Genomic DNA, 18,040 nt, shown 5'->3' on the forward strand with positions numbered 1-18,040 from the left:
GAGAAACCCCTTGTCCGCCAGTCACACCCCACCCCGTAGCACCGAACTCAGAGCCGTGATGGAAGCCGTCACCGCCGAACTGAACGAGCTCGCGCCCGCACTCCAGCAACTGGACCCCAACACGGTACCGGCCGGCGTTTCTCTGGGCCAGTTGCGGGGCTTGACGGCGTCGACCTACCTGCCCGTCTACGACGCCGCCCGTGAGCTGTGCGATCAAGGCCGTTTCCAGGAAGCCTTGCCATTGGCGATCTATCTCGTGGGCCACGAGCCGAGGTACCAGCCCTTCGTCTTCATCGCCGCCTCGTGCCTGCAACGCACGGGTGAGTTTGCAGCGGCAGCCGAGCTGTACGCAGCGGCCGCCAACGACGGCGCCAACGATGCGCTCGCCGTGTTCCGCATGGGCGAGTGCCTGGAGGCGTTGAAGCTTCGCAAGGAGGCGGGCGAAGCGTTCGACGAGGCCCTCGATCTGGGCCGGCGCAATCCGGCCCTGTGGCAACTTCAGGATTGGGCCATGAGCCGCGCCCAAGCCCTGAACGCCCAGCCGGCTTCGGAGGCCGGCCAAGGCTGACAAGCCGCTTTCCCCGGCCATGTTCGCGCCCATGCCGATGCGCCCAACGAGGCGAGCAGCCCCTCTCTCTCCAAGAGGAACCCTTCCAAAAGAGGCGTCACACAAGCTCTCCAACCTCTATCCGTGGAGACCTTGCACACATGCCCACCCACCGCAGCCCACCCGACGAAGCACAGCTCATGGCCGTGCGAGACGCTGTCCGCGCTGAACTCCAAGACCTGAGCGCCTTTCTGGAGCGCTCCACCCTTCTGACCTTGCCAAAGGCGTCGCTCGGCAAATTGCGGGGTCTGGACGCGGCCACCTACTTTCCCGTGCACGAAGCGGCCGAAGCCCTGTGCGACCAGGCCCGGTTCGAAGAAGCGCTCCCGCTGGCGCTCTATCTGATGGTGCACGAGCCAGGACACCAGCCGTTCAACTTTCTCGCGGCCTCCTGCCTTCATCGTCTGGGCCATCTCCATGAAGCCGCCGAGCTCTATGCCTCGGCGGTCAACGGCGGGCCCGACGATGCCATTGCCCTGTTCCGCCTGGGCGAATGCCTCGAAACGTCACAACGGCGCAAGCAAGCCCGCGAAGCCTATGAAGCCGCTCTGGACGTGAGCCGGGACAACGCCGATCTTTGGCAACTTCAAGATTGGGCCATGGCCCGATCGCACGCACTGAACCACACCCAGGAGAGCCAACATGAGCGCTAAATCCACCCAGCCATACAGTTCACCCAACCCCATTCCCCAAACCACCCCGGTTGAAACGAAGGCCGATGACGCGCACGCCAACAACACGGGCTCTGCGCAAGGCCGGTGGAACGACCACACCACGCGCGCCAAGGAAGTTCGAATCGACTCGGGCGTGCCCACCGACGCAGAGATCCCGCAAGCCCGTTCAGAGCAGAAACCAAAAGGAGCCGTGGAGAACCTCGTGAGGAGCTCCATCACGGATGGCAATGACGCAGACAACGGCCCCTTCAGAGCAGGCCTGCAGAATGTCGCCAGACGGATCCCTCCCTCAGCCCCAGACTCTGCAGGGGTCATGAGCATGCAGCAGCGGATCGATGATGCGTCCCCAAACCCGCGGGTGGCCCGTGCGACTCTTTCCCTGGGCATGAGCCTGACCCAGGTCGGCACAGTACGTTTGATACAGCTCTGCGTGACCCCACCAACAGCACCTTCAACATAGGGTGATGGACCGGCGCAGACGGCATGGAGTCCATCGCGCCTTGAGGCCTCACATCAAAGGAATCTATTCCTTCGGGTTGTTACTGAGCGGCGTCTCGTCACAACCCTAGGAGATTTCTTTGTCAGACTGTCACACCCCACCCTGTACAACGCAACTCAGAACCGTGATGGAGGCGGTCACGGCCGAACTCAACGGGCTTGCTCCCGAACTCGATCGCTTGGATACCAACACCTTGCCGCCCGGCGTTTCCCTGGGGCAGCTCCGGGGCCTCACGGCGTCGACCTACCTGCCCGTTTACGACGCCGCGCGGGCCCTGTGCGACCAAGGCCAGTTCCAGGAGGCCTTGCCGCTGGCGATCTATCTCGTCGGCCACGAACCGAGATACCAGCCTTTCGTCTTCATCGCCGCCTCGTGCCTGCAACGCATGGGTGAGTTTGCGGCGGCCGCCGAGTTGTACGCTGCGGCGGTCAACGACGGTGCCAACGATGCCCTCGCCGTGTTCCGCATGGGCGAATGCCTGGAGACATTGAAGCCTCGCAAGGAGGCGGGTGAAGCGTTTTTCCGATCGGGACCAAGCCCGCGCCCATCACCGCCGGCGCCACCTCGAAGTCTCAACCAGTCCCCCACCAACTGAGGGTGACTGGAAAGACCTCGTGTTGGACGAGGTCGTCGATGGGGCGCCCAATACCGGAGCGCGGACCGAAGGAGCCGATCCGTCGACCACCGTCTCCAACGATCTGGGCAACCCAGCCGAGGTCAACGACCGCGCCCCGCAGCTGACCGTTGCGGTGCAGGTGCCGCAGGACACGTCGCCGCAAGCCACCGCACTGCAGCAGCGCATCGACGCTGTGGTGGCGGAAAACCGTCCCCTCTGTTGCTCGAACAACGCCTTGCTCGCTTTTGGGATGGGGGCGTGGGTGATGGCCATACCTGCGCTGCGGATGCTTCTCGCGCAATGTCCCGCGCCGGGTTGAAGGGCGCATTCGCGTAACCCGAGCGCACACGAAAGACAAGCCAAACGCATGCGCTTGGGCTAAGCTGCAAGCCCATCAGGGTGGCCCGGCGCATTCAGAAATGACCTAGGTACAGACGACATGCGCCCCTCGAAACGGAGGTCATGCCCATGGTGTTTCCCCCCGAGCTTCTGCCCTACCTGCTGCCCGAAGAAGCACCGCCCGAGCAGTACGCCATCGGCCGCACGCGAGGGCGGGCCGAAGACATCCGCGATCCGTTGCTGCGGCGCTCGTACCTCTGGGCCAACGCGCTGACGCTTGCGGCGCTCGAAGCCACCACACGCTTCAGCGGCAAGTTCTCCGGTCTCTCGGCGGGCATCGTCTCTCTCAATCCAAACCAGCGGCCTGCGTCCATTCAGGCCGTCGAGGGTTTTGCGTTCGGCATCGGCGTGCACTTCGCGGCCGACGAAGCGCGGCCGGGCGAGGTGATCACCGTGGAAGTCGGCGGCCGCGCGTTTCCCTTGGCCATCGCGCTCGGCCCCTACGAACCCCATGGCCTGCCACCGCACCCCGCGGGCGGCACTGGCACTTGCTGGATCACCAGCACGAACCGCTCGAAGTGGCACCACGGCATCCTCACCTGCCGCCATACGCTGGCCGCGCTGTCCCTGGGCGCATCGGTCGGCTTCCAGACCAACGGGGTCCATGTGCAACCCACGCGGGGTCATCTGGCCGACATCGACGCCTGCACCATCGACGCGGCCATCGTGGAAATCGCGCCGGGCGACTGGCCTGCCGGACTTTCTCGCCTGCCCATCTGCCACACGGTGGCACCGGGCCAGTCCGTGTCGTTCCAGGGGCGGTTCGGCTCGGGCAAGGGCACGGTGTTGCGGGTGTTCCAGGACCCGATCTATCTGGGCAATCTGTTCGGGCAACGTGTGATCACCGATTGTTCGGGCGGCCCGGGCGACAGCGGCAGCCTGCTGGTGGACAACACCAGCGGTGCGGGCGTCGGCATCTACATGGGCGAGATTCCCGACGGCCAGGGCGGACACGAGGGCATGTTCCAGCACCTGGCCCAGGCGGCCACGTATTTCGGTTTTTCCACCCACCTGTGATTGAGGAGAACACCATGGCCAGTCGCGCGACACCGAGCAAAACAAAGATCCCGCTGATCACGCTGGCCCCAACCAGCGCGGCCCCCGCCGACCGGCTCGGCGGCAAAACACATGGACTGGTGGACCGGCTGGCCAACACCGTCGAGGTGGACGCGGAAAAGCTGCGCAAGAACCTCGAAGAGGCGATCACGAAACTCGATGGCGCCCTGGCCAAGCTGCCGCAGGCCGTATCGAAGAACTGGAAGATCGAGAACATCTCGGTCGGCCTGAGCGTGAGCGCCGAAGGCTCGGTGGGCATCGCCACGGCGGGCGTGGAGGCCTCGATCGAGGTGACGTTCTCGCCGAAGACGCCCTAACCGGGATCGCCCAACCCCTACCCCAATCCCAAGGCCCGCATCTTGCGCCACAAGGTGGCGCGGCTGATGCCCAGTGCCTGCGCGGCACGGCCTCGGTGGCCATCCCATTGCGCCAGGACCGCGCGCAGCGTGGCTGCGTCGTCCACCGCACGGGCGGCCATGGGCGGCTGCGCGGGCGCGAGTTCCGGGCAGTCGTACAGCAGGTCCTGCAGCGACACCGCCTCCACGCTGGGCGCCTGCGCGTGCAACACCGCGATGCGGTCACACACGTTCTCCAGTTCGCGCACGTTGCCCGGCCAGCCGTGGGCCTGCAGCCTGGGCAACAGGCGCTGCACGATGGCCCGCGGGTCGTGCCCGCATTGCAACTGCGCCAGCCGCCGGTGCAGCGCAGCGATGGCCAGCGTTTCGATGTCGCCCGTGCGCTCGCGCAAGGGTGGCACCCACAGGCGCAGCAGGTTCAGGCGGTAGTACAGATCCCCGCGAAAGCGCCGCTCAGCCACCATGGCTTCCAACGGCTGGTGGGTGGCCGCGACGATGCGCACATCCACCGGAATCGGCGCGTGGCCGCCCAGGCGCGTGACCTCACGCTCCTGCAACACGCGCAGCAGCCGCGTTTGCAGGGGCAGCGGCATGTCGCCGATTTCGTCGAGAAACACCGTGCCCCGGTGCGCGGTCTCGAACAGGCCCGGCTTGCCGCCGCGCCGCGAACCGGTGAAGGCCCCTTCTTCGTAGCCGAACAACTCGCTCTCGAGCAAGGACTCGGGCAAGGCCGAACAGTTCAGCGCCAGAAACGGCCCGTTGGCGCGCGGGCTGGCGTTGTGCATGGCCTGGGCCAACAACTCCTTGCCGGTGCCGCTCTCGCCGGTGATCAGCACCCCGAGCTCGGTGACGGCGTAGCGGCGCGCCGCGCGCACAGCCTGCCGGAAGGACGGGCTCTGGCCCAGCAGGTCGTGGAAGCGGTGTCGCGCTGCCGGCATGCGCCGTCCCTTGCGTCGTGAGCGCAAGCTGGCATCGGCCTCGGCAATGCGCCGGGCGTCGTAGAGCGCGAGCACCGCGGCGGTGATGCGGTCGGCCTCGCGCAGGGGCGTGCGCACCGCCAGCCAGTCGCGACCGGCGAATTGCAGCACCAGGCCGGGTTCGTCGGGAAGGCCCTGCAAGGTCTCGCCCAGGGCGAGCTCGGGCGCAACGTCGCGCAGATCGCGCCCGTGCAGCGCCGCGGCGGGAGCGCCCAGCACCGCCTGCATGGCCGAGTTCACCGCCACGATGCGGTGTGTGGCGTCCACCGCCAGCACCGCTTCCTGCAGGCTGTGCAGCACCGCCGACACCTGTTGGCTGCGCGCGCTCTCCAGGCGGGCGACGCGCGCCATCTCGATGCCGTTCTCCAGGCCGGCGCGCACCGAGGCCTGCGAATACGCCAGCACACCGCGCAGCCCGATCGCACGCGCCGCCTCGACCACGAGACTGGGGCCGACGATCACCTGACAGCCGGCGCCGTTGAGTTCGGCCACCCGGTCGCGCGCCTGTTCGGGCGTGGCGTAGGCACGCTGCATCACCTCCACGTTCAGCAGCTCCTTCACCCGTTCGAGCGGCTCGATGGTCTCGCCATAGGTGACGACACCGACGCCGGCCACGCCATGGGCGCGCGCCTGGCGCAGCGCCAGCAGGATGTCGTAGCCGTTGATGTCGATCGTGGCCACGGGCAAGGCCACGGACTGGCGCAGCAAGGCCGCGTTGGAGCCGGCGCTCACGAACGCGTCCACCTCGCCGGACTTTTCACGCGCCCGCGCGGCCAGCAGGGCGGGCTGGAAATGCGCGTCGACCACCTCGATCTCGACACGATCGGCGTATTCCGCGAACACCGGCGCGGCCAAGGTGCTCAGGTGGCGGTGGCTGAGAAAGCACAGGCGCAGGGGGCGGTGGATTTGTTTCATGAATGTCTCAAGATCGTTGCACGAAACAATTCCAGGTCCTACAGGACAAACCAGAAGAGGAAAAATTCTTTTCAAATCAAGCACTTGAAAGAGTCCGCAGGATGGGCATGCCGCTTGCAGATGAGGAGACATGGCACCGCTCTCCGGCATCACCGTCCTCGACCTGACCCACATGCTCTCCGGCCCTTACGGCACCATGCTGCTGGCCGACCTCGGCGCACGCACCATCAAGGTGGAGCCGCCCGGCCGCGGCGAAGGCACCCGCCAACTGCTGCGCGACGATCCGCAGTACGCCCGCGATGGCGAGGGGGCCTATTTCCTCACGCTCAACCGGAACAAGCACAGCGTGGCGATCGACCTCAAACAGCCCGAGGGTCTGGCGGTGTTCCACGACCTCGTGCGCCACGCCGACGTGGTGTTCGACAACTTCGCCGCGGGCGTGACCACGCGCCTGGGCATCGACCATGCCGCGCTGTCGGCGGTGAACCCGCGCATCGTCACCTGTTCGGTCACCGGCTTCGGTGGCGACGGACCGGATGCGCACCGGCCCGCGTTCGACCAGGTGGTGCAAGGCATGGGCGGCGGCATGTCCATCACCGGCCAGCCCGACGGCCCGCCCACGCGCGCGGGCATCCCCATCGGCGACCTGGGTGGCGGCCTGTTCGGCGCCATCGGTGTGCTCGCGGCGCTGCAGGCGCGCCACAGCACGGGGCGCGGCCAGCATGTGGACATCTCCATGCTCGACGCGCAGATCTCGCTGCTGAACTACATGGCTACCATGCACCTCATGTCGGGCGTGGTGCCCGAGCGCATCGGCAACGGCCACTTCGTGCACGTGCCCTACAACACCTACCGCACCGCCGACGGCCACATCATCATCGCCTGCCTGGGCGATGCCTTCTTCCAGCGCCTGCTCGACGTGCTGCACAGCGAGGTGCTGTGCGAACCGGCCTTCGCCCACCAGCCCGCGCGCCTGGCCGCCAAGGACCGCATCGACGCCGCCATCAACGCCGAGCTGGCTGGCGCCGATACCGCCACCTGGCTGGCGCGGCTGAACGCCGCGCGCATTCCCTGCGCGCCGGTGAACGACTTTGCACAGGCCTTGAGCGACCCGCAGGTGCTGGCGCGCCAGATGGTGGTGGACGTGCCGCTGCCCAGCGGAGAACGCCTGCGCATGCCGGGCAACCCGGTGAAGCTGTCGGCGGCGGGCACCCCGGCCTACACCGCACCGCCTGCCCTGGGCGCGCACACCGATGCCGTGCTCGGCGAGCTGCTGGGCTTCGCCCCCGAGCGGCTGGCCGCGCTGCGCGCGCAAGGCGCGATCGCCTGAAGACTTTTCCCCAGCCCCCAGAAAGAAGGAGACCTTTCCATGACAAGACCGAAGGACCCCCGCATCGACCTCACCATGGTCGGCGACTGGGGCACCGCCAATTTCCACACCATCTGGGGCTGGGTCTCGGCGCATCTGCGCTGGCGCTCGGCGCCGCTCTCGCGCTTCACCATCCGCACCGGCAGCGCCTACCGCGACAGCGTGGAGCTGGTGGGCATGGGCGAGGCCGACCTGGCCATCACCACGCCCACGCACATCGGCGTGCGCTGGGCGCGCGAAGGCGTGCACTTCTACAAGAACCGGGCCTTTCCCAACCTGCGCACGCTCGGCCACCTGCCGCAGGACGACCGGCTCACGCTGGCCGTGCGCGCCGACACCGGCATCACCTCGTTCGCCGACATCCGTGAGAAAAAGCCGGTGCTGCACATCGCCATGCCACCGCGCGCGGACGACTGCCTGTGCAGCTATGTGATCGACCTCATCTTCCGCGCGCACGGCATCGACCCCGAGGACATCGTGCGCTGGGGCGGCTCCTACTACGAACACGAGAACCCGCGCGCCTGCCTGAAGGCAGCGCAAAACGGTGACTGCAACGCGGTGTTCAACGAGGCCATCATGGTCTCGAACTGGACCGAGCTGGTCACGCAGTACCCGATGAACTTCATCCCGATCGAACCCGACGCCATGCGCACGCTGGTCGATCAATATGGCCTGCGCCCAGCCGCCATCGAAAAAGGCCGCCTGCTCAACGAGCAAGACATTCCCTGCCTGGACTGGTCGAACTGGGGCATTCTGTGTCGCGACGACATGCCCGAGGACGTGGCCTACCGCGTGACCGCCGTCATGGTGGAGGAACGCGCGGAGTTCGAGGGGCGCTTTCGCCACATGCCGGTGCACCAGAGCCCGCTGACCTACCCCATCGAACCCAAGCGCATGCCCACGCGCGTGGACCTGCCGCTGCACCCTGGCGCCGAGCGCTACTACCGCGAACACGGTTTGCTCGACTGAACCGGCAGCAACCCCACAACAGGAGACACCCCATGACCGACACCCGTCGCACCACCACCACGCGCCGCACCGTCCTGCAGACCGCGGCCGCGGCCTGCCTCGCGCCGCTGACCTTCGGCGCGCACGCCGACACCTACCCCTCTCGCGTGGTCACCATCGTCGTGCCCTTCGGCCCGGGCAACGCCTACGACATGATGGCGCGTTACCTCGCCGATCGATTGCGCGAATCGATGGGCCAGCCCTTCATCGTCGAAGCGCGGCAAGGCGCACTGGGCGGCGTGGCCGCCTCTTTCGTGGCGCGCGCGCCGGCCGACGGCTACACGCTGCTGTTCGGTGCGAACTCCACCCACGCGGCCAACCAGCATCTGTTCAAGACCATCCCTTACGACCCGGTGGCCGACTTCGCGCCTGTGACCACGCTGGCCACCATCCCGCAGGTGCTGGTGGTGCCGCCTTCGCTGGGCGTGAACAACCTGAAAGAACTGATTGCCCTCGCGAAAAGCCGACCCGGCAAACTCAACTACGGCAGCTCCAGCGCAACAGGCCGCATCGCCTCGGAAGCCTTGCGGCAGATGGCCGGCATCGACGCCGTGCATGTGCCGTACAAAACCTCGGGCCAGGCCCTCACGGACCTCGCCGTGGGCCAACTGCACTTCCTCGTGACCGACGCTGGCCTGGGCATGGCGCAGGCGCAGGGCGGCCGCGTGAAGGTGCTGGGCGTGAGCTCCGCGCAGCGCGTGCCGGCGATCCCCGACATCCCGACCATCGCCGAAGCCGGTCTGCCCGGCTACGAGTTCACCGCCTGGCTCGCGATCTTCGCGCCCAAGCGCACACCGGCCGATGTGGTGAACCGCCTGGCCGACACCATCAACGGCATCGTGCGCAGCCCGGGCATGCAGGAGAGCCTGGCGCGCATGTACGCATTGCCCTATCCGGGCACGCCCGAGTCGTTGCGCGAGCTGGTGGCGCGCGACGGCAAACGCTGGGGCGAACTGGTGAAGGCAGCCGGTATCGAGCCGGAGTGACGGCGGCGGAAATCCTTCAGCGCAGCGCAATCCCGCGAGGGGAGGCAATGCCTGCGGTGGCCGTGCAGGCGCCCAGACTGCCATCGCCGTTGACTGGGCAAAACGACACCGCGTTGCTCCCGCCTTCTGCCACATACGCCTTGGTCCCGGTGGGGCTCAAGGCCATGTCGTAGGGGGCGCTCAAACCCGTCGCGACCGCGGTGCACGGTGCAAGACTGCCATCCGCCTGCACGCTGCACGAGGACACGGTTCCATTGCCGCCGTTGACCACATAGGCCCGCGTGCCAGCTGGGTTCAGGGACACGCCCGTGGGCAGGGAGAAGCCCGCGTTGGCGACGCATTCTGTCAAGCCACCAGCCGCTACCTTGCAGTGGGTGACGGTGTGGGTGTTGAAATTGGTGACGTACGCGATCGTCCCGCCCGGATGGAGTGCAATGCCCGTGGGACTGCTGAATCCGCTACCGGTCGGCGCACATGGACCCAGGCTGGCGTCGCTGGCGATGGGACAGGCCATCACGCTCCCGTTGCCATTACCGACATTGGTGACATAGGCCGTCAACCCCGCAGGGTCCATGGCGATGCGGCCGGGAACACTGAACGAGGCAGCGCCTGTCACGCAGGCGTCGAGTTCGCCGTCACTTTGCAGCGCGCAACGGCTGATGGTGTTCCCGCCCGAATTGACCACGTAGACCCATGTGCCGGCAGGATGTACCGCCACGCCATACGGCTGGTCGAACATGGGTGCACTGGTGTTGCAATGGCCCAGTTGGCCGCTCGCCGTGATGGCACATACCGACACGGTGTTGGCGGACATGTTCGCCACATACACCTTGCTGCGAACCACCAACGTGGCCGAGTTGCTGTGGACGGCGCCCACCGTTGCCTGGATGTTCGCCGAACCGCTGGCCACTGCGGTGGCCACACCCGATGCCGACACAGTGGCCGACGGGTCTGACGAGGTCCAGGTCAGCGCGGGGTCGGCGCTGATGTCGGCCGTCGAGCCGTCCCGATAAGTTGCCGTGGCGGTGTAGGCCTGCGTGGTCTCGATGCCGATGTGGGCGGCGGTCGGCGCGACGGCAATGGAGACCAGCGCATGGCCCGGCGACGCACCGCCGTTGCCACCGCCACAAGCCGCCAGCAAAAGGGCAAGAAACAACACGTGCCATGTAGGTTTCATTCACATCACCTTTTCGTTTGAATACCCGAAAATTCCGGGCCGTTGAAATACGCGCCGTTGCTCATGGCACCGCGATGCCGTAGGGGAAGCTGAAGCCTGCGGTGGATGTGCAAGCGCCCAAGCTGCCATCGGGGTTGACCGGGCAAAACGACACCTCATCGCCGTGGGTCAAGTACAACTTGGTGCCGGTCGGGTTGAAGGCAATGTGAGTCAGAAAACGGATGCCACTGGCAGCCGTGGTGCACGGCCCGAGACTCCCATTCACTTGCACGCTGCATGAGGATACGGTTTCAACGTTATTGGCCCGATAGGCCAAAGTGCCTGCGGGGTTGATGGCGACACCGATAGGGATGAGACCGGTTCCCACGGTAACAACGCATGCGGTCAAGCTGCCATCCGACACCGTGCAGTGGGTGAAGGTATCGTTGGCCTGATTGGTGACATAGGCCATCGTCCCACTCGGGTTCAGCGCAATGCCTTCGGGACGGCTGAACCCGCTCCTGGTAGAAACGCAGTTACCCAGACTGCCGTCGACCTGGATGGGACACGCCTGCACGGCATCGCCGACAGCTTCCGTCACGTAGGCGGTGGTTCCCGCCGGGTTGATAACAATGCTGGCGGGACTGCGAAATAGGGCCGCGCCCTCGACGCAAGCCTCCAATTCCCCATCGTTCTGCAGCGCGCAATGGATGATGTTTTGTCCCGCCTTGTTGGCGACATAGGCAAACGTCCCGTCGGGGTGGATCGCCACGCCAGTGGGGGAGTTGAACAATCGGTCACTCGTGTTGCACGTACCGAGGTTCCCGCTGGCCGTGATTGCACACACCGACAGGGTGCCTGAGTTAGCGTCAGTCACGTAGACGCGACTGCGAACCCGCAGCGTCGCCATGTTGCTGTTGACAGCGCCCAACGTGGCCTGGATGTTCGCCGCGCCGCTGGCCACCGCAGTGGCCACGCCCGATGCCGCCACGATGGCCGCCGGGTCTGAGGAGCTCCAGGTCAGCATGGGGTCGGCGCTGATGTCGGCCGTCGAACCGTCCCGATAAGTTGCCGTGGCGGTGTAGGCCTGCGTGGTCTCGATGCCGATGCGCGCGTTGGCCGGTGTGACCACAATGGACACCAGCGGATTCGCTGGCGGCGCCCCGCCACCGATGCTTCCACCGGCGCTGCCCACGTTGCTACCGCCACAAGCTGTCAGTGCCATCAAAAGACAAAGCCGCCAGAACAACCCATGCCACGCCTGTTTCATCACGTATCTCCTTCTCAATGAGCACATCAAAATCTGATCCAGATTCGTCACATCAGGGCAGCGCGACGCTGTAGGGGGAACGGAAGCCTGTCGTGAATGTGCAAGCGCCAAAACTGCCATCGGCGTTGACCGGGCAGAACGACATGGCGTCGTGGGCGCTGTTGGTCACATAGGCCTTGGTACCCGTTGGGTTCAAGGCCACGTCGTACGCGAGGTTGAAACCGCTGGCGGCCGGGGTGCACGGCGCGAGGCTGCCATCCATCTGAACGTCGCACTTGGAAACCGCCGCGTCATTGGCCACATAAGCCCGAGTGCCAGCGGAGTTGAAAACCACACCCCTTGGGTTGGAAAAGCCCCCGGCGCTCACGGCGCATTCCGTCAGGCTGCCTGCCGACACCTTGCAATGGGTCACAGTGCCAAGCGATGGATTGGTGATGTAGGCCCTCGTTCCGCCCGGATTGAGCGCGATGCCGGTCGGTCGGTCGAACCCGCTGCCGGCCTCCCGACACCCACCCAAGCTTCCGTTGCGGAGGATGAGGCATGCCTGCACGGTGCCGCTGACGAGGGCCGTTGCATAGAGGGTGGTGCCGGTAGGGTCAATGGCGACGCGGATGGGCCCCCAGAGGGTGACAGCGCTCGTGTTGCAACCGCCCACCAGCTCACCGTCACTTCGCAACTCGCAATAACTGATGTTGCGACCCCTTTGGTTAGCCACATAGGCAAATGTGCCCGCCGGGTGGATGGCCACGCCAGTCGGCCCATCGAACACGGCGGCGCTCGTGTTGCACGTACCGAGATCCCCGCTCGCCGTGATCGCACACACCGACACGGTATTGCCATTCAGGTTCGCCACGTACACCCGGCTGCGGACCCGCAACACCGCCACGCTGCTGCTGACGGCACCCAACGAAGCCTGGATGTGGGCCGCCCCGCTGGCCACCGCAGTGGCCACGCCCGATGCCGACACGGTGACCGACGCGTCTGAAGAAGTCCAGGTCAGCCCGGGGTCGGCGCTGATGTCGGCCGTCGAGCCGTTCTGGTAGGTAGCAACAGCGGTGAAGGCCTGCGTGGTCTCGATGCCGATGCGCGCGTTGGCCGGTGCGAGGGCGATGGACACCAGTGGGCCCGCCGGCGGCGCAGTCCCGCCTCCCCCACTGTCGCCGCCTCCCACGCTGCTCCCACCGCACGCTGTCAGCGACATTGCGAGAAACCACCACCAGAACACCCTGCACCCTGCATCGCTCATCGCGCACCTCCCCTGTGTTGGAACCACGAAGCCGGCCACGCGCCGCGGCTGCGCGGGGGGGTGGTCGGGCTCCCTGACGCGCCGTTGGGAACCGGTAGCGATGCCCGGTTCCCCGCCGGCCTCAGGCCAACGCCGGGTACAGCTCGCGCAACGGCAGTGCAGTCCCCGCCGCCGCCGGGTCGTAGCCCGGCAAGGCCTCCAGCGCCACGCGGAACACCGGGTCGCGCAGCGCGGCCAACACCGTCTGCAGGGCCGGCGTGGCCATCACAGCGTCGCGGCACAACAGGAAGTAGCGCTCGGTGGCAATGGGCACGAAGTCGAGCTTGAAGTGGCGCGCCGGTGGCTCCAGGCCAAAGCCCACGTCGGCCATGCCACTGGCCACGTAGGCCGCCACCGCCGCATGGGTGTACTCGCCTTGTTCAAAGCCGGCGATGCGCGTGGGCGCGATGTCTTGCGACTTCAACAAGCCTTCGAGCAACAAGCGCGTGCCCGAGCCGGGCTGGCGGTTGATGAAGCGCACGCCGTCGCGCACGAGATCGGCCAACGCGAACACCTCCTTGGGGTTACCGGGGCGCACCATCAGGCCCTGGCGGCGCGTGGCGATGTCTACCAGCGTGAGGTCCAACCCCTGCAGCCAGGGCCGGTAGTGCGCCACGGCCATCGCCTCCATCGGCCCGATGGGAATGTGGAACCCGGCGATGTCGCACGCGCCTTCGCGCAACGCGGCGGCAGCGGCCGAGCTGCTGGCATACGAGAAGCTGAGTTTCAGACCGTCCTGCGCCAGCCGCTCGATCAGGCGTTCGACCGCAAAGCCATGGCTGGCCTGGATGCGCAAGGCCGAAGGCGCCTCGCTCAGCGCGCCGCGCAGTTCCTCGGCCAACTCCGAGGACAGGGTTTCCAGCGAAGGCCGCAGGCGGGCATGGATGCGTTTGTCCGCCCAGACGATGCGCGCGCCCAGATCGGTGAGCGTCGAACCCTTGCCGCGCGCCATCACCAGCAACGGCGTGCGAAAGTGCTGCTCGCCCAGGCGCACCAGGTCCCAGGCGCGGCGGTACGACATGCCCAGCGCCCTGGCAGCGTGCAGCAGGCTGCCGGTTTCGGCCACCAGCACCAGCAGTTCGATCAGCCGCGCGGGCAGCGGCGCGCCATCGGGGTCCTGGATGGTCCAGACGGGGCGGATGGAAACCTGGGTCATGGGATCGTTGAAGGGGAGACTTTATGCAGCGCGCTGCCGATGCATTGGGCCCAAGGCTTCATATTGCGCGCGGCTGGAAATCGGGAGAGCATGGACGAAGGTGAGCATTCTCCCCGCAATGCTGGCGCCACCGCTGGCACCGAAAGACCATGAGCGAACAGAAGATCGAGTTTTATAAAGGCCCCGCGGGCGGCTGGGGCGCGTTGAACAGCGTCACGCACACCCTGCTGCGGCAAGACATTCCGATCAAGGGCGCCAAAACCCTGCTCTCGGCCAACCAGCCCGACGGCTTCGACTGCCCCGGCTGCGCCTGGCCCGACCGCCACCACGCCTCCACCTTCGAGTTCTGCGAAAACGGCGTGAAGGCCGTGGCCGCGGAAGCCACCGCACGCCGCACCGGACCCGAGCTGTTCGCGCAATACACCGTCACCGAACTCGCCGCGCAAAGCGATTTCTGGCTCGAAGACCAGGGCCGGCTCACGCACCCGATGGTGTACGACGCGGCCAGCGACAAGTACCAGCCCATCGAATGGGACGCGGCCTTCGCGCTGATCGCGCGCCACCTCAACGCCCTGCCCGACCCGAACCAGGCGATGTTCTACACCTCGGGCCGTGCGAGCAACGAGGCGGCGTTCCTGTACCAGCTGTTCGTGCGCGAATACGGCACCAACAATTTCCCCGACTGCTCGAACATGTGCCACGAGCCCAGCGGCAGCGGCATGCGCCCGCAGATCGGCGTGGGCAAGGGCACGGTCACGCTGGACGACTTCGAGCTCGCCGACGCGATCTTCATCTTCGGCCAGAACCCCGGCACCAACCACCCGCGCATGCTCGGCGAACTGCGTGCGGCCGCCAAACGCGGCGCGCGCATCGTGAGCTTCAACCCGCTGCGCGAACGGGGGCTCGAGCGCTTCCAGGACCCGCAGAGCAAGCTGGACATGGCCACGCTAGGTTCCACACCGATCAGCTCGCACTACTTCCAGCTCAAAGGCGGCGGCGACCTCGCGGCGGTCAAGGGCATCATGAAGCGCGTGCTGGAACGCCACGATGCGGGCGAAGCGGTGCTCGACATGGGCTTCATCGCCGAACACACGGCAGGCTTCGACGCCCTGGCCGAAGACCTGCGGAGGGAGCCGTGGAATGTCATCGTCGAGGAATGCGGGCTTACGCTGGAGCAGATCCACACCGCCGCCGACATCTACGCCACGGCGAAGAACACCATCCTCTGCTGGGGCATGGGCATCACCCAGCACCAACATGCGGTGGCCACCATCCAGATGCTGGTGAACCTGCTGCTGCTGCGCGGCAACATCGGACGGCCCGGCGCGGGCCCCTGCCCGGTGCGCGGCCACAGCAACGTGCAGGGTGACCGCACCATGGGCATCTGGGAAAAGCCACCGGCCGCGCTGCTGGACCGGCTGCAACAGGTGTTCGGTTTCGAGCCGCCGCGCGCGCCTGGCGTGGACACGGTGGAGGCGATCCAGCTCATGCTCGACGGCAAGGGCAAGGTGTTCTTCGCGCTCGGTGGCAATTTCGCCGCCGCCACGCCCGACACCTACGCCACCTGGAAGGCACTGCGCCAGTGCGACCTGACGGTGCACGTGGCCACCAAGCTCAACCGCAGCCACGTGGTGCACGGCCGCGAAGCGCTCATCCTGCCCTGTCTGGGCCGCACAGAGATCGATGTGCAGGCCCAGGGGCCACAGGGCGTGACGGTGGAGGATTCGATGAGCATGGTGCACATCTCCATGGGCATCAACCCGCCGGCGTCGGAACACCTGCTGTCCGAGCCCGCCATCGTGGCGCGTCTGGCCGAGGCCACACTGAAGGCACGCAGCCGCACGCCCTGGTTGTGGCTGGTGGAAGACTACGCGCGCATCCGCGACCAGATCGAAGCCGTGTTCGACGACGACTTCAAGGACTTCAACGCGCGCGTGGCCGTGCCCGGTGGCTTCCGGCTGCGCAACACCGCCAGCGAACGCGTGTGGGACACGCCCACACGCCAGGCCACGTTCTTCCCGCACCCTGTGCCGCGCGACACGCCGGTGCACCGCGCGCGCCGCGCGGCCAAAGGCGACACCATCGTGTTCTCGCTGCTCACCACACGCTCGCACGACCAGTACAACACCACCATCTACGGCATGGACGACCGCTACCGCGGCGTGTTCGGACAACGCCGTGTGGTCTTCATCCACGCCGAGGACCTGCGCGCGCTGGGCATGGCCGATGGCGACTGGGTGGACCTGCACACCGTGTGGGACGACGGGCAGGAGCGCCGCGCCGACCGCTTCCGCCTGGTGGCCTACGACATCCCGCGCGGCTGCCTGGCCGCCTACTACCCCGAGACCAACCCGCTGGTGCCGTTGTCTGCCACCGCCATCGTGGCGGGCACGCCGACGTCCAAGTCCATTCCGGTGGTGTTGCGGCCGCACACGGCATGAGCGCCGCGCCGGGCCGCCCCAAGCAAGCTCGCACCGCAGGCGGAGCCGAAGGTACACCAGTGAACAACGCCCCCCTGGCAGAAGCCATCCTGCGCGAACTCGCGGGCGAAGCCGGCGGCATGTCCCTGCCGCGCCTGGGCAAACGCCTGAGCCAGGGTGTGAGCGTGCTGATGCGGCAGCTGAGCCTGATGGGCGATGCTTCCATCGGCGGTGTACCGGGCCCGGGCTGGGTGCGGGTGGAACAGATCGACGACCGCTGGGTGGCCCACGTCACACCCGCGGGCAGCGCGGTCCTGTCCACGCCTGACGCGGCTCCCTCGGGTGCCCGCGCCTTCGAGGTGCGCACCTTCCGGCAAGGCGAAGCCAGCACAGGCACCGATTGGCTGGCCGACGAGGTGCCCGTGGCGCTGGTGTTCAACGGCCTCTCGCACGCGGTGATGATGGCCACGCCGGCCGACCTCGACGACTTTGCGCTCGGCTTCTCGATCACGGAAGGCCTGCTGCGCGTGCCGAGCGAACTGCGCGGCGTCGACGTGGTGCCCACGCGCGAGGGCATCGAAGTGCGCCTGGAGGTGTCGAGCGAATGCGAATGGCGCCTGCGCGAGCGCCGGCGCAACCTGGCTGGGCGCACGGGTTGCGGGCTCTGCGGCACGGACTCGTTGTCGGCCGTTCGGCAGGCGCTGCCCAGCTTGCCCGCCGTGACCGTCGACGCCTCGGCCGTCGCCAGCGCCTTGTGCGCCCTGCCCTCGCTCCAGCCCTTGCAGCAACGCACCGGCGCCACGCATGCGGCGGCGCTGTGCCGAAGGGACGGCAGCATCGCCCTCGTGCGCGAAGACGTGGGCCGGCACAACGCGCTGGACAAACTCATCGGCGCGGCCTTGCGCGAAGGCATCGACCTGCCACAACACTTCGTGGCCATCACCAGCCGCGCCAGCTTCGAGATGGTGCAGAAGACGGCGCTCGCCGGCGTGTCGGTGTTGGCCGCCGTCTCCGCGCCGACCAGCATGGCGGTAGACCTGGCGCGTGCCAGCAACCTGCTGTTGCTCGGCTTCGTGCGCGACGGCGACAGGGTGGCGTATACGTTTCCAGAGCGGGTGGGCTGAGCGCTGTCCGCCATGCTTTTCTGTTTTCCGGGAACAGAAAATGGATCTGTTGCCTACGGCCGAGCGGCGAAATAAACCCATTTCAGGTCAAAGTTAGATCTTGCCGGGTCTAATTCGACCCCCTACGATGCCCCTCCAGTGCCACACCACGATGGCACCCGAACGGA

17 protein-coding genes are annotated in these 18,040 nt (G+C 66.9%); 12 read left to right on the forward strand and 5 right to left on the reverse strand.

Going from position 1 to position 18,040, the window contains the following annotated elements; all coding sequences use genetic code 11:
- The first annotated feature begins 10 nt into the window (after positions 1-10).
- From F9K07_RS23255 to F9K07_RS23285, 7 genes are all read left to right on the forward strand, one after another.
- Positions 11-568: a hypothetical protein gene (locus F9K07_RS23255; RefSeq protein ID WP_159595671.1), complete on the forward strand. Its 558-nt coding sequence runs from the start codon at positions 11-13 to the stop codon at positions 566-568.
- Positions 569-708: 140 nt separating this feature from the next.
- On the forward strand, positions 709-1,260 hold the full coding sequence (locus F9K07_RS23260) for a tetratricopeptide repeat protein (RefSeq protein ID WP_159595672.1): 552 nt from the start codon (positions 709-711) through the stop codon (positions 1,258-1,260).
- Positions 1,250-1,741: a hypothetical protein gene (locus F9K07_RS23265; protein WP_159595673.1), complete on the forward strand. Its 492-nt coding sequence runs from the start codon at positions 1,250-1,252 to the stop codon at positions 1,739-1,741. Before F9K07_RS23260 ends, F9K07_RS23265 begins: the two co-directional genes overlap by 11 nt.
- Before the next feature lie 166 nt (positions 1,742-1,907).
- Positions 1,908-2,375, forward strand: coding sequence for a tetratricopeptide repeat protein (locus F9K07_RS23270; RefSeq protein WP_159595674.1), 468 nt, complete (start codon positions 1,908-1,910; stop codon positions 2,373-2,375).
- 22 nt (positions 2,376-2,397) lie between these two features.
- Positions 2,398-2,715 (forward strand): hypothetical protein, encoded by a 318-nt coding sequence (locus F9K07_RS23275; protein ID WP_159595675.1) that lies wholly within the window; start codon positions 2,398-2,400, stop codon positions 2,713-2,715.
- Positions 2,716-2,864: 149 nt separating this feature from the next.
- Positions 2,865-3,812 carry a hypothetical protein gene (locus F9K07_RS23280; RefSeq protein ID WP_159595676.1) on the forward strand — a complete coding sequence of 316 codons (948 nt, stop codon included), beginning with the start codon at positions 2,865-2,867 and terminating at the stop codon, positions 3,810-3,812.
- 14 nt (positions 3,813-3,826) lie between these two features.
- Positions 3,827-4,168 carry a Pepco domain-containing protein gene (locus F9K07_RS23285; protein ID WP_159595677.1) on the forward strand — a complete coding sequence of 114 codons (342 nt, stop codon included), beginning with the start codon at positions 3,827-3,829 and terminating at the stop codon, positions 4,166-4,168.
- A 17-nt stretch (positions 4,169-4,185) separates the two neighbouring features.
- Here F9K07_RS23285 and prpR read toward each other — a convergent pair whose 3' ends face one another.
- Entirely contained in the window at positions 4,186-6,099 is a 1,914-nt protein-coding gene (gene prpR / locus F9K07_RS23290) for a propionate catabolism operon regulatory protein PrpR (protein WP_159595678.1), read from the reverse strand.
- Between the two features lie 130 nt (positions 6,100-6,229).
- Between prpR and F9K07_RS23295 the strand changes: the two genes are divergently transcribed.
- Genes F9K07_RS23295 through F9K07_RS23305 form a run of 3 tightly spaced genes read left to right on the forward strand, consistent with a single transcriptional unit; the run spans position 6,230 to position 9,462 of the window.
- Positions 6,230-7,429: a CaiB/BaiF CoA transferase family protein gene (locus F9K07_RS23295; protein ID WP_159595679.1), complete on the forward strand. Its 1,200-nt coding sequence runs from the start codon at positions 6,230-6,232 to the stop codon at positions 7,427-7,429.
- 39 nt (positions 7,430-7,468) lie between these two features.
- A complete protein-coding gene (locus tag F9K07_RS23300; protein ID WP_159595680.1) occupies positions 7,469-8,437 on the forward strand; it encodes a TAXI family TRAP transporter solute-binding subunit in 969 nt (322 codons plus the stop codon).
- Between the two features lie 32 nt (positions 8,438-8,469).
- A complete protein-coding gene (locus F9K07_RS23305) occupies positions 8,470-9,462 on the forward strand; it encodes a Bug family tripartite tricarboxylate transporter substrate binding protein (protein ID WP_159595681.1) in 993 nt (330 codons plus the stop codon).
- 16 nt (positions 9,463-9,478) lie between these two features.
- Here the strand turns inward: F9K07_RS23305 and F9K07_RS23310 are convergent, their stop codons facing one another.
- The 4 genes from F9K07_RS23310 to F9K07_RS23325 all read right to left on the reverse strand — a co-directional run bounded on the left by F9K07_RS23310 (position 9,479) and on the right by F9K07_RS23325 (position 14,329).
- The gene (locus tag F9K07_RS23310; protein WP_159595682.1) at positions 9,479-10,639 is read right to left on the reverse strand and encodes a beta-propeller fold lactonase family protein; all 1,161 of its coding nucleotides are present in this window, start codon (positions 10,637-10,639) and stop codon (positions 9,479-9,481) included.
- 61 nt (positions 10,640-10,700) lie between these two features.
- Positions 10,701-11,888 (reverse strand): YncE family protein, encoded by a 1,188-nt coding sequence (locus F9K07_RS23315; RefSeq protein WP_159595683.1) that lies wholly within the window; start codon positions 11,886-11,888, stop codon positions 10,701-10,703.
- 52 nt (positions 11,889-11,940) lie between these two features.
- A complete protein-coding gene (locus F9K07_RS23320) occupies positions 11,941-13,005 on the reverse strand; it encodes a hypothetical protein (RefSeq protein ID WP_159595684.1) in 1,065 nt (354 codons plus the stop codon).
- A 250-nt stretch (positions 13,006-13,255) separates the two neighbouring features.
- The gene (locus F9K07_RS23325; RefSeq protein WP_159595685.1) at positions 13,256-14,329 is read right to left on the reverse strand and encodes a substrate-binding domain-containing protein; all 1,074 of its coding nucleotides are present in this window, start codon (positions 14,327-14,329) and stop codon (positions 13,256-13,258) included.
- Between the two features lie 149 nt (positions 14,330-14,478).
- Here F9K07_RS23325 and F9K07_RS23330 point away from each other — a divergent pair, with 149 nt between their 5' ends.
- Positions 14,479-16,770, forward strand: coding sequence for an FdhF/YdeP family oxidoreductase (locus F9K07_RS23330; protein ID WP_159595686.1), 2,292 nt, complete (start codon positions 14,479-14,481; stop codon positions 16,768-16,770).
- Between the two features lie 59 nt (positions 16,771-16,829).
- The gene (gene fdhD, locus F9K07_RS23335; RefSeq protein ID WP_236581455.1) at positions 16,830-17,873 is read left to right on the forward strand and encodes a formate dehydrogenase accessory sulfurtransferase FdhD; all 1,044 of its coding nucleotides are present in this window, start codon (positions 16,830-16,832) and stop codon (positions 17,871-17,873) included.
- Positions 17,874-18,040 lie beyond the last annotated feature (167 nt).

The sequence above is a fragment of the Hydrogenophaga sp. BPS33 genome, assembly GCF_009859475.1.
GTDB lineage: Bacteria > Pseudomonadota > Gammaproteobacteria > Burkholderiales > Burkholderiaceae_C > Hydrogenophaga.

Coding starts and splice junctions, on each gene's coding strand:
- F9K07_RS23260 (WP_159595672.1), top strand. CDS start 709: ATGCCCACCCACCGCAGCCCACCCGACGAAGCACAGCTCATGGCCGTG.
- F9K07_RS23265 (WP_159595673.1), top strand. CDS start 1,250: ATGAGCGCTAAATCCACCCAGCCATACAGTTCACCCAACCCCATTCCC.
- F9K07_RS23270 (WP_159595674.1), top strand. CDS start 1,908: ATGGAGGCGGTCACGGCCGAACTCAACGGGCTTGCTCCCGAACTCGAT.
- F9K07_RS23280 (WP_159595676.1), top strand. CDS start 2,865: ATGGTGTTTCCCCCCGAGCTTCTGCCCTACCTGCTGCCCGAAGAAGCA.
- F9K07_RS23285 (WP_159595677.1), top strand. CDS start 3,827: ATGGCCAGTCGCGCGACACCGAGCAAAACAAAGATCCCGCTGATCACG.
- prpR (WP_159595678.1), bottom strand. CDS start 6,099: ATGAAACAAATCCACCGCCCCCTGCGCCTGTGCTTTCTCAGCCACCGC.
- F9K07_RS23295 (WP_159595679.1), top strand. CDS start 6,230: ATGGCACCGCTCTCCGGCATCACCGTCCTCGACCTGACCCACATGCTC.
- F9K07_RS23300 (WP_159595680.1), top strand. CDS start 7,469: ATGACAAGACCGAAGGACCCCCGCATCGACCTCACCATGGTCGGCGAC.
- F9K07_RS23305 (WP_159595681.1), top strand. CDS start 8,470: ATGACCGACACCCGTCGCACCACCACCACGCGCCGCACCGTCCTGCAG.
- F9K07_RS23310 (WP_159595682.1), bottom strand. CDS start 10,639: ATGAAACCTACATGGCACGTGTTGTTTCTTGCCCTTTTGCTGGCGGCT.
- F9K07_RS23315 (WP_159595683.1), bottom strand. CDS start 11,888: ATGAAACAGGCGTGGCATGGGTTGTTCTGGCGGCTTTGTCTTTTGATG.
- F9K07_RS23325 (WP_159595685.1), bottom strand. CDS start 14,329: ATGACCCAGGTTTCCATCCGCCCCGTCTGGACCATCCAGGACCCCGAT.
- F9K07_RS23330 (WP_159595686.1), top strand. CDS start 14,479: ATGAGCGAACAGAAGATCGAGTTTTATAAAGGCCCCGCGGGCGGCTGG.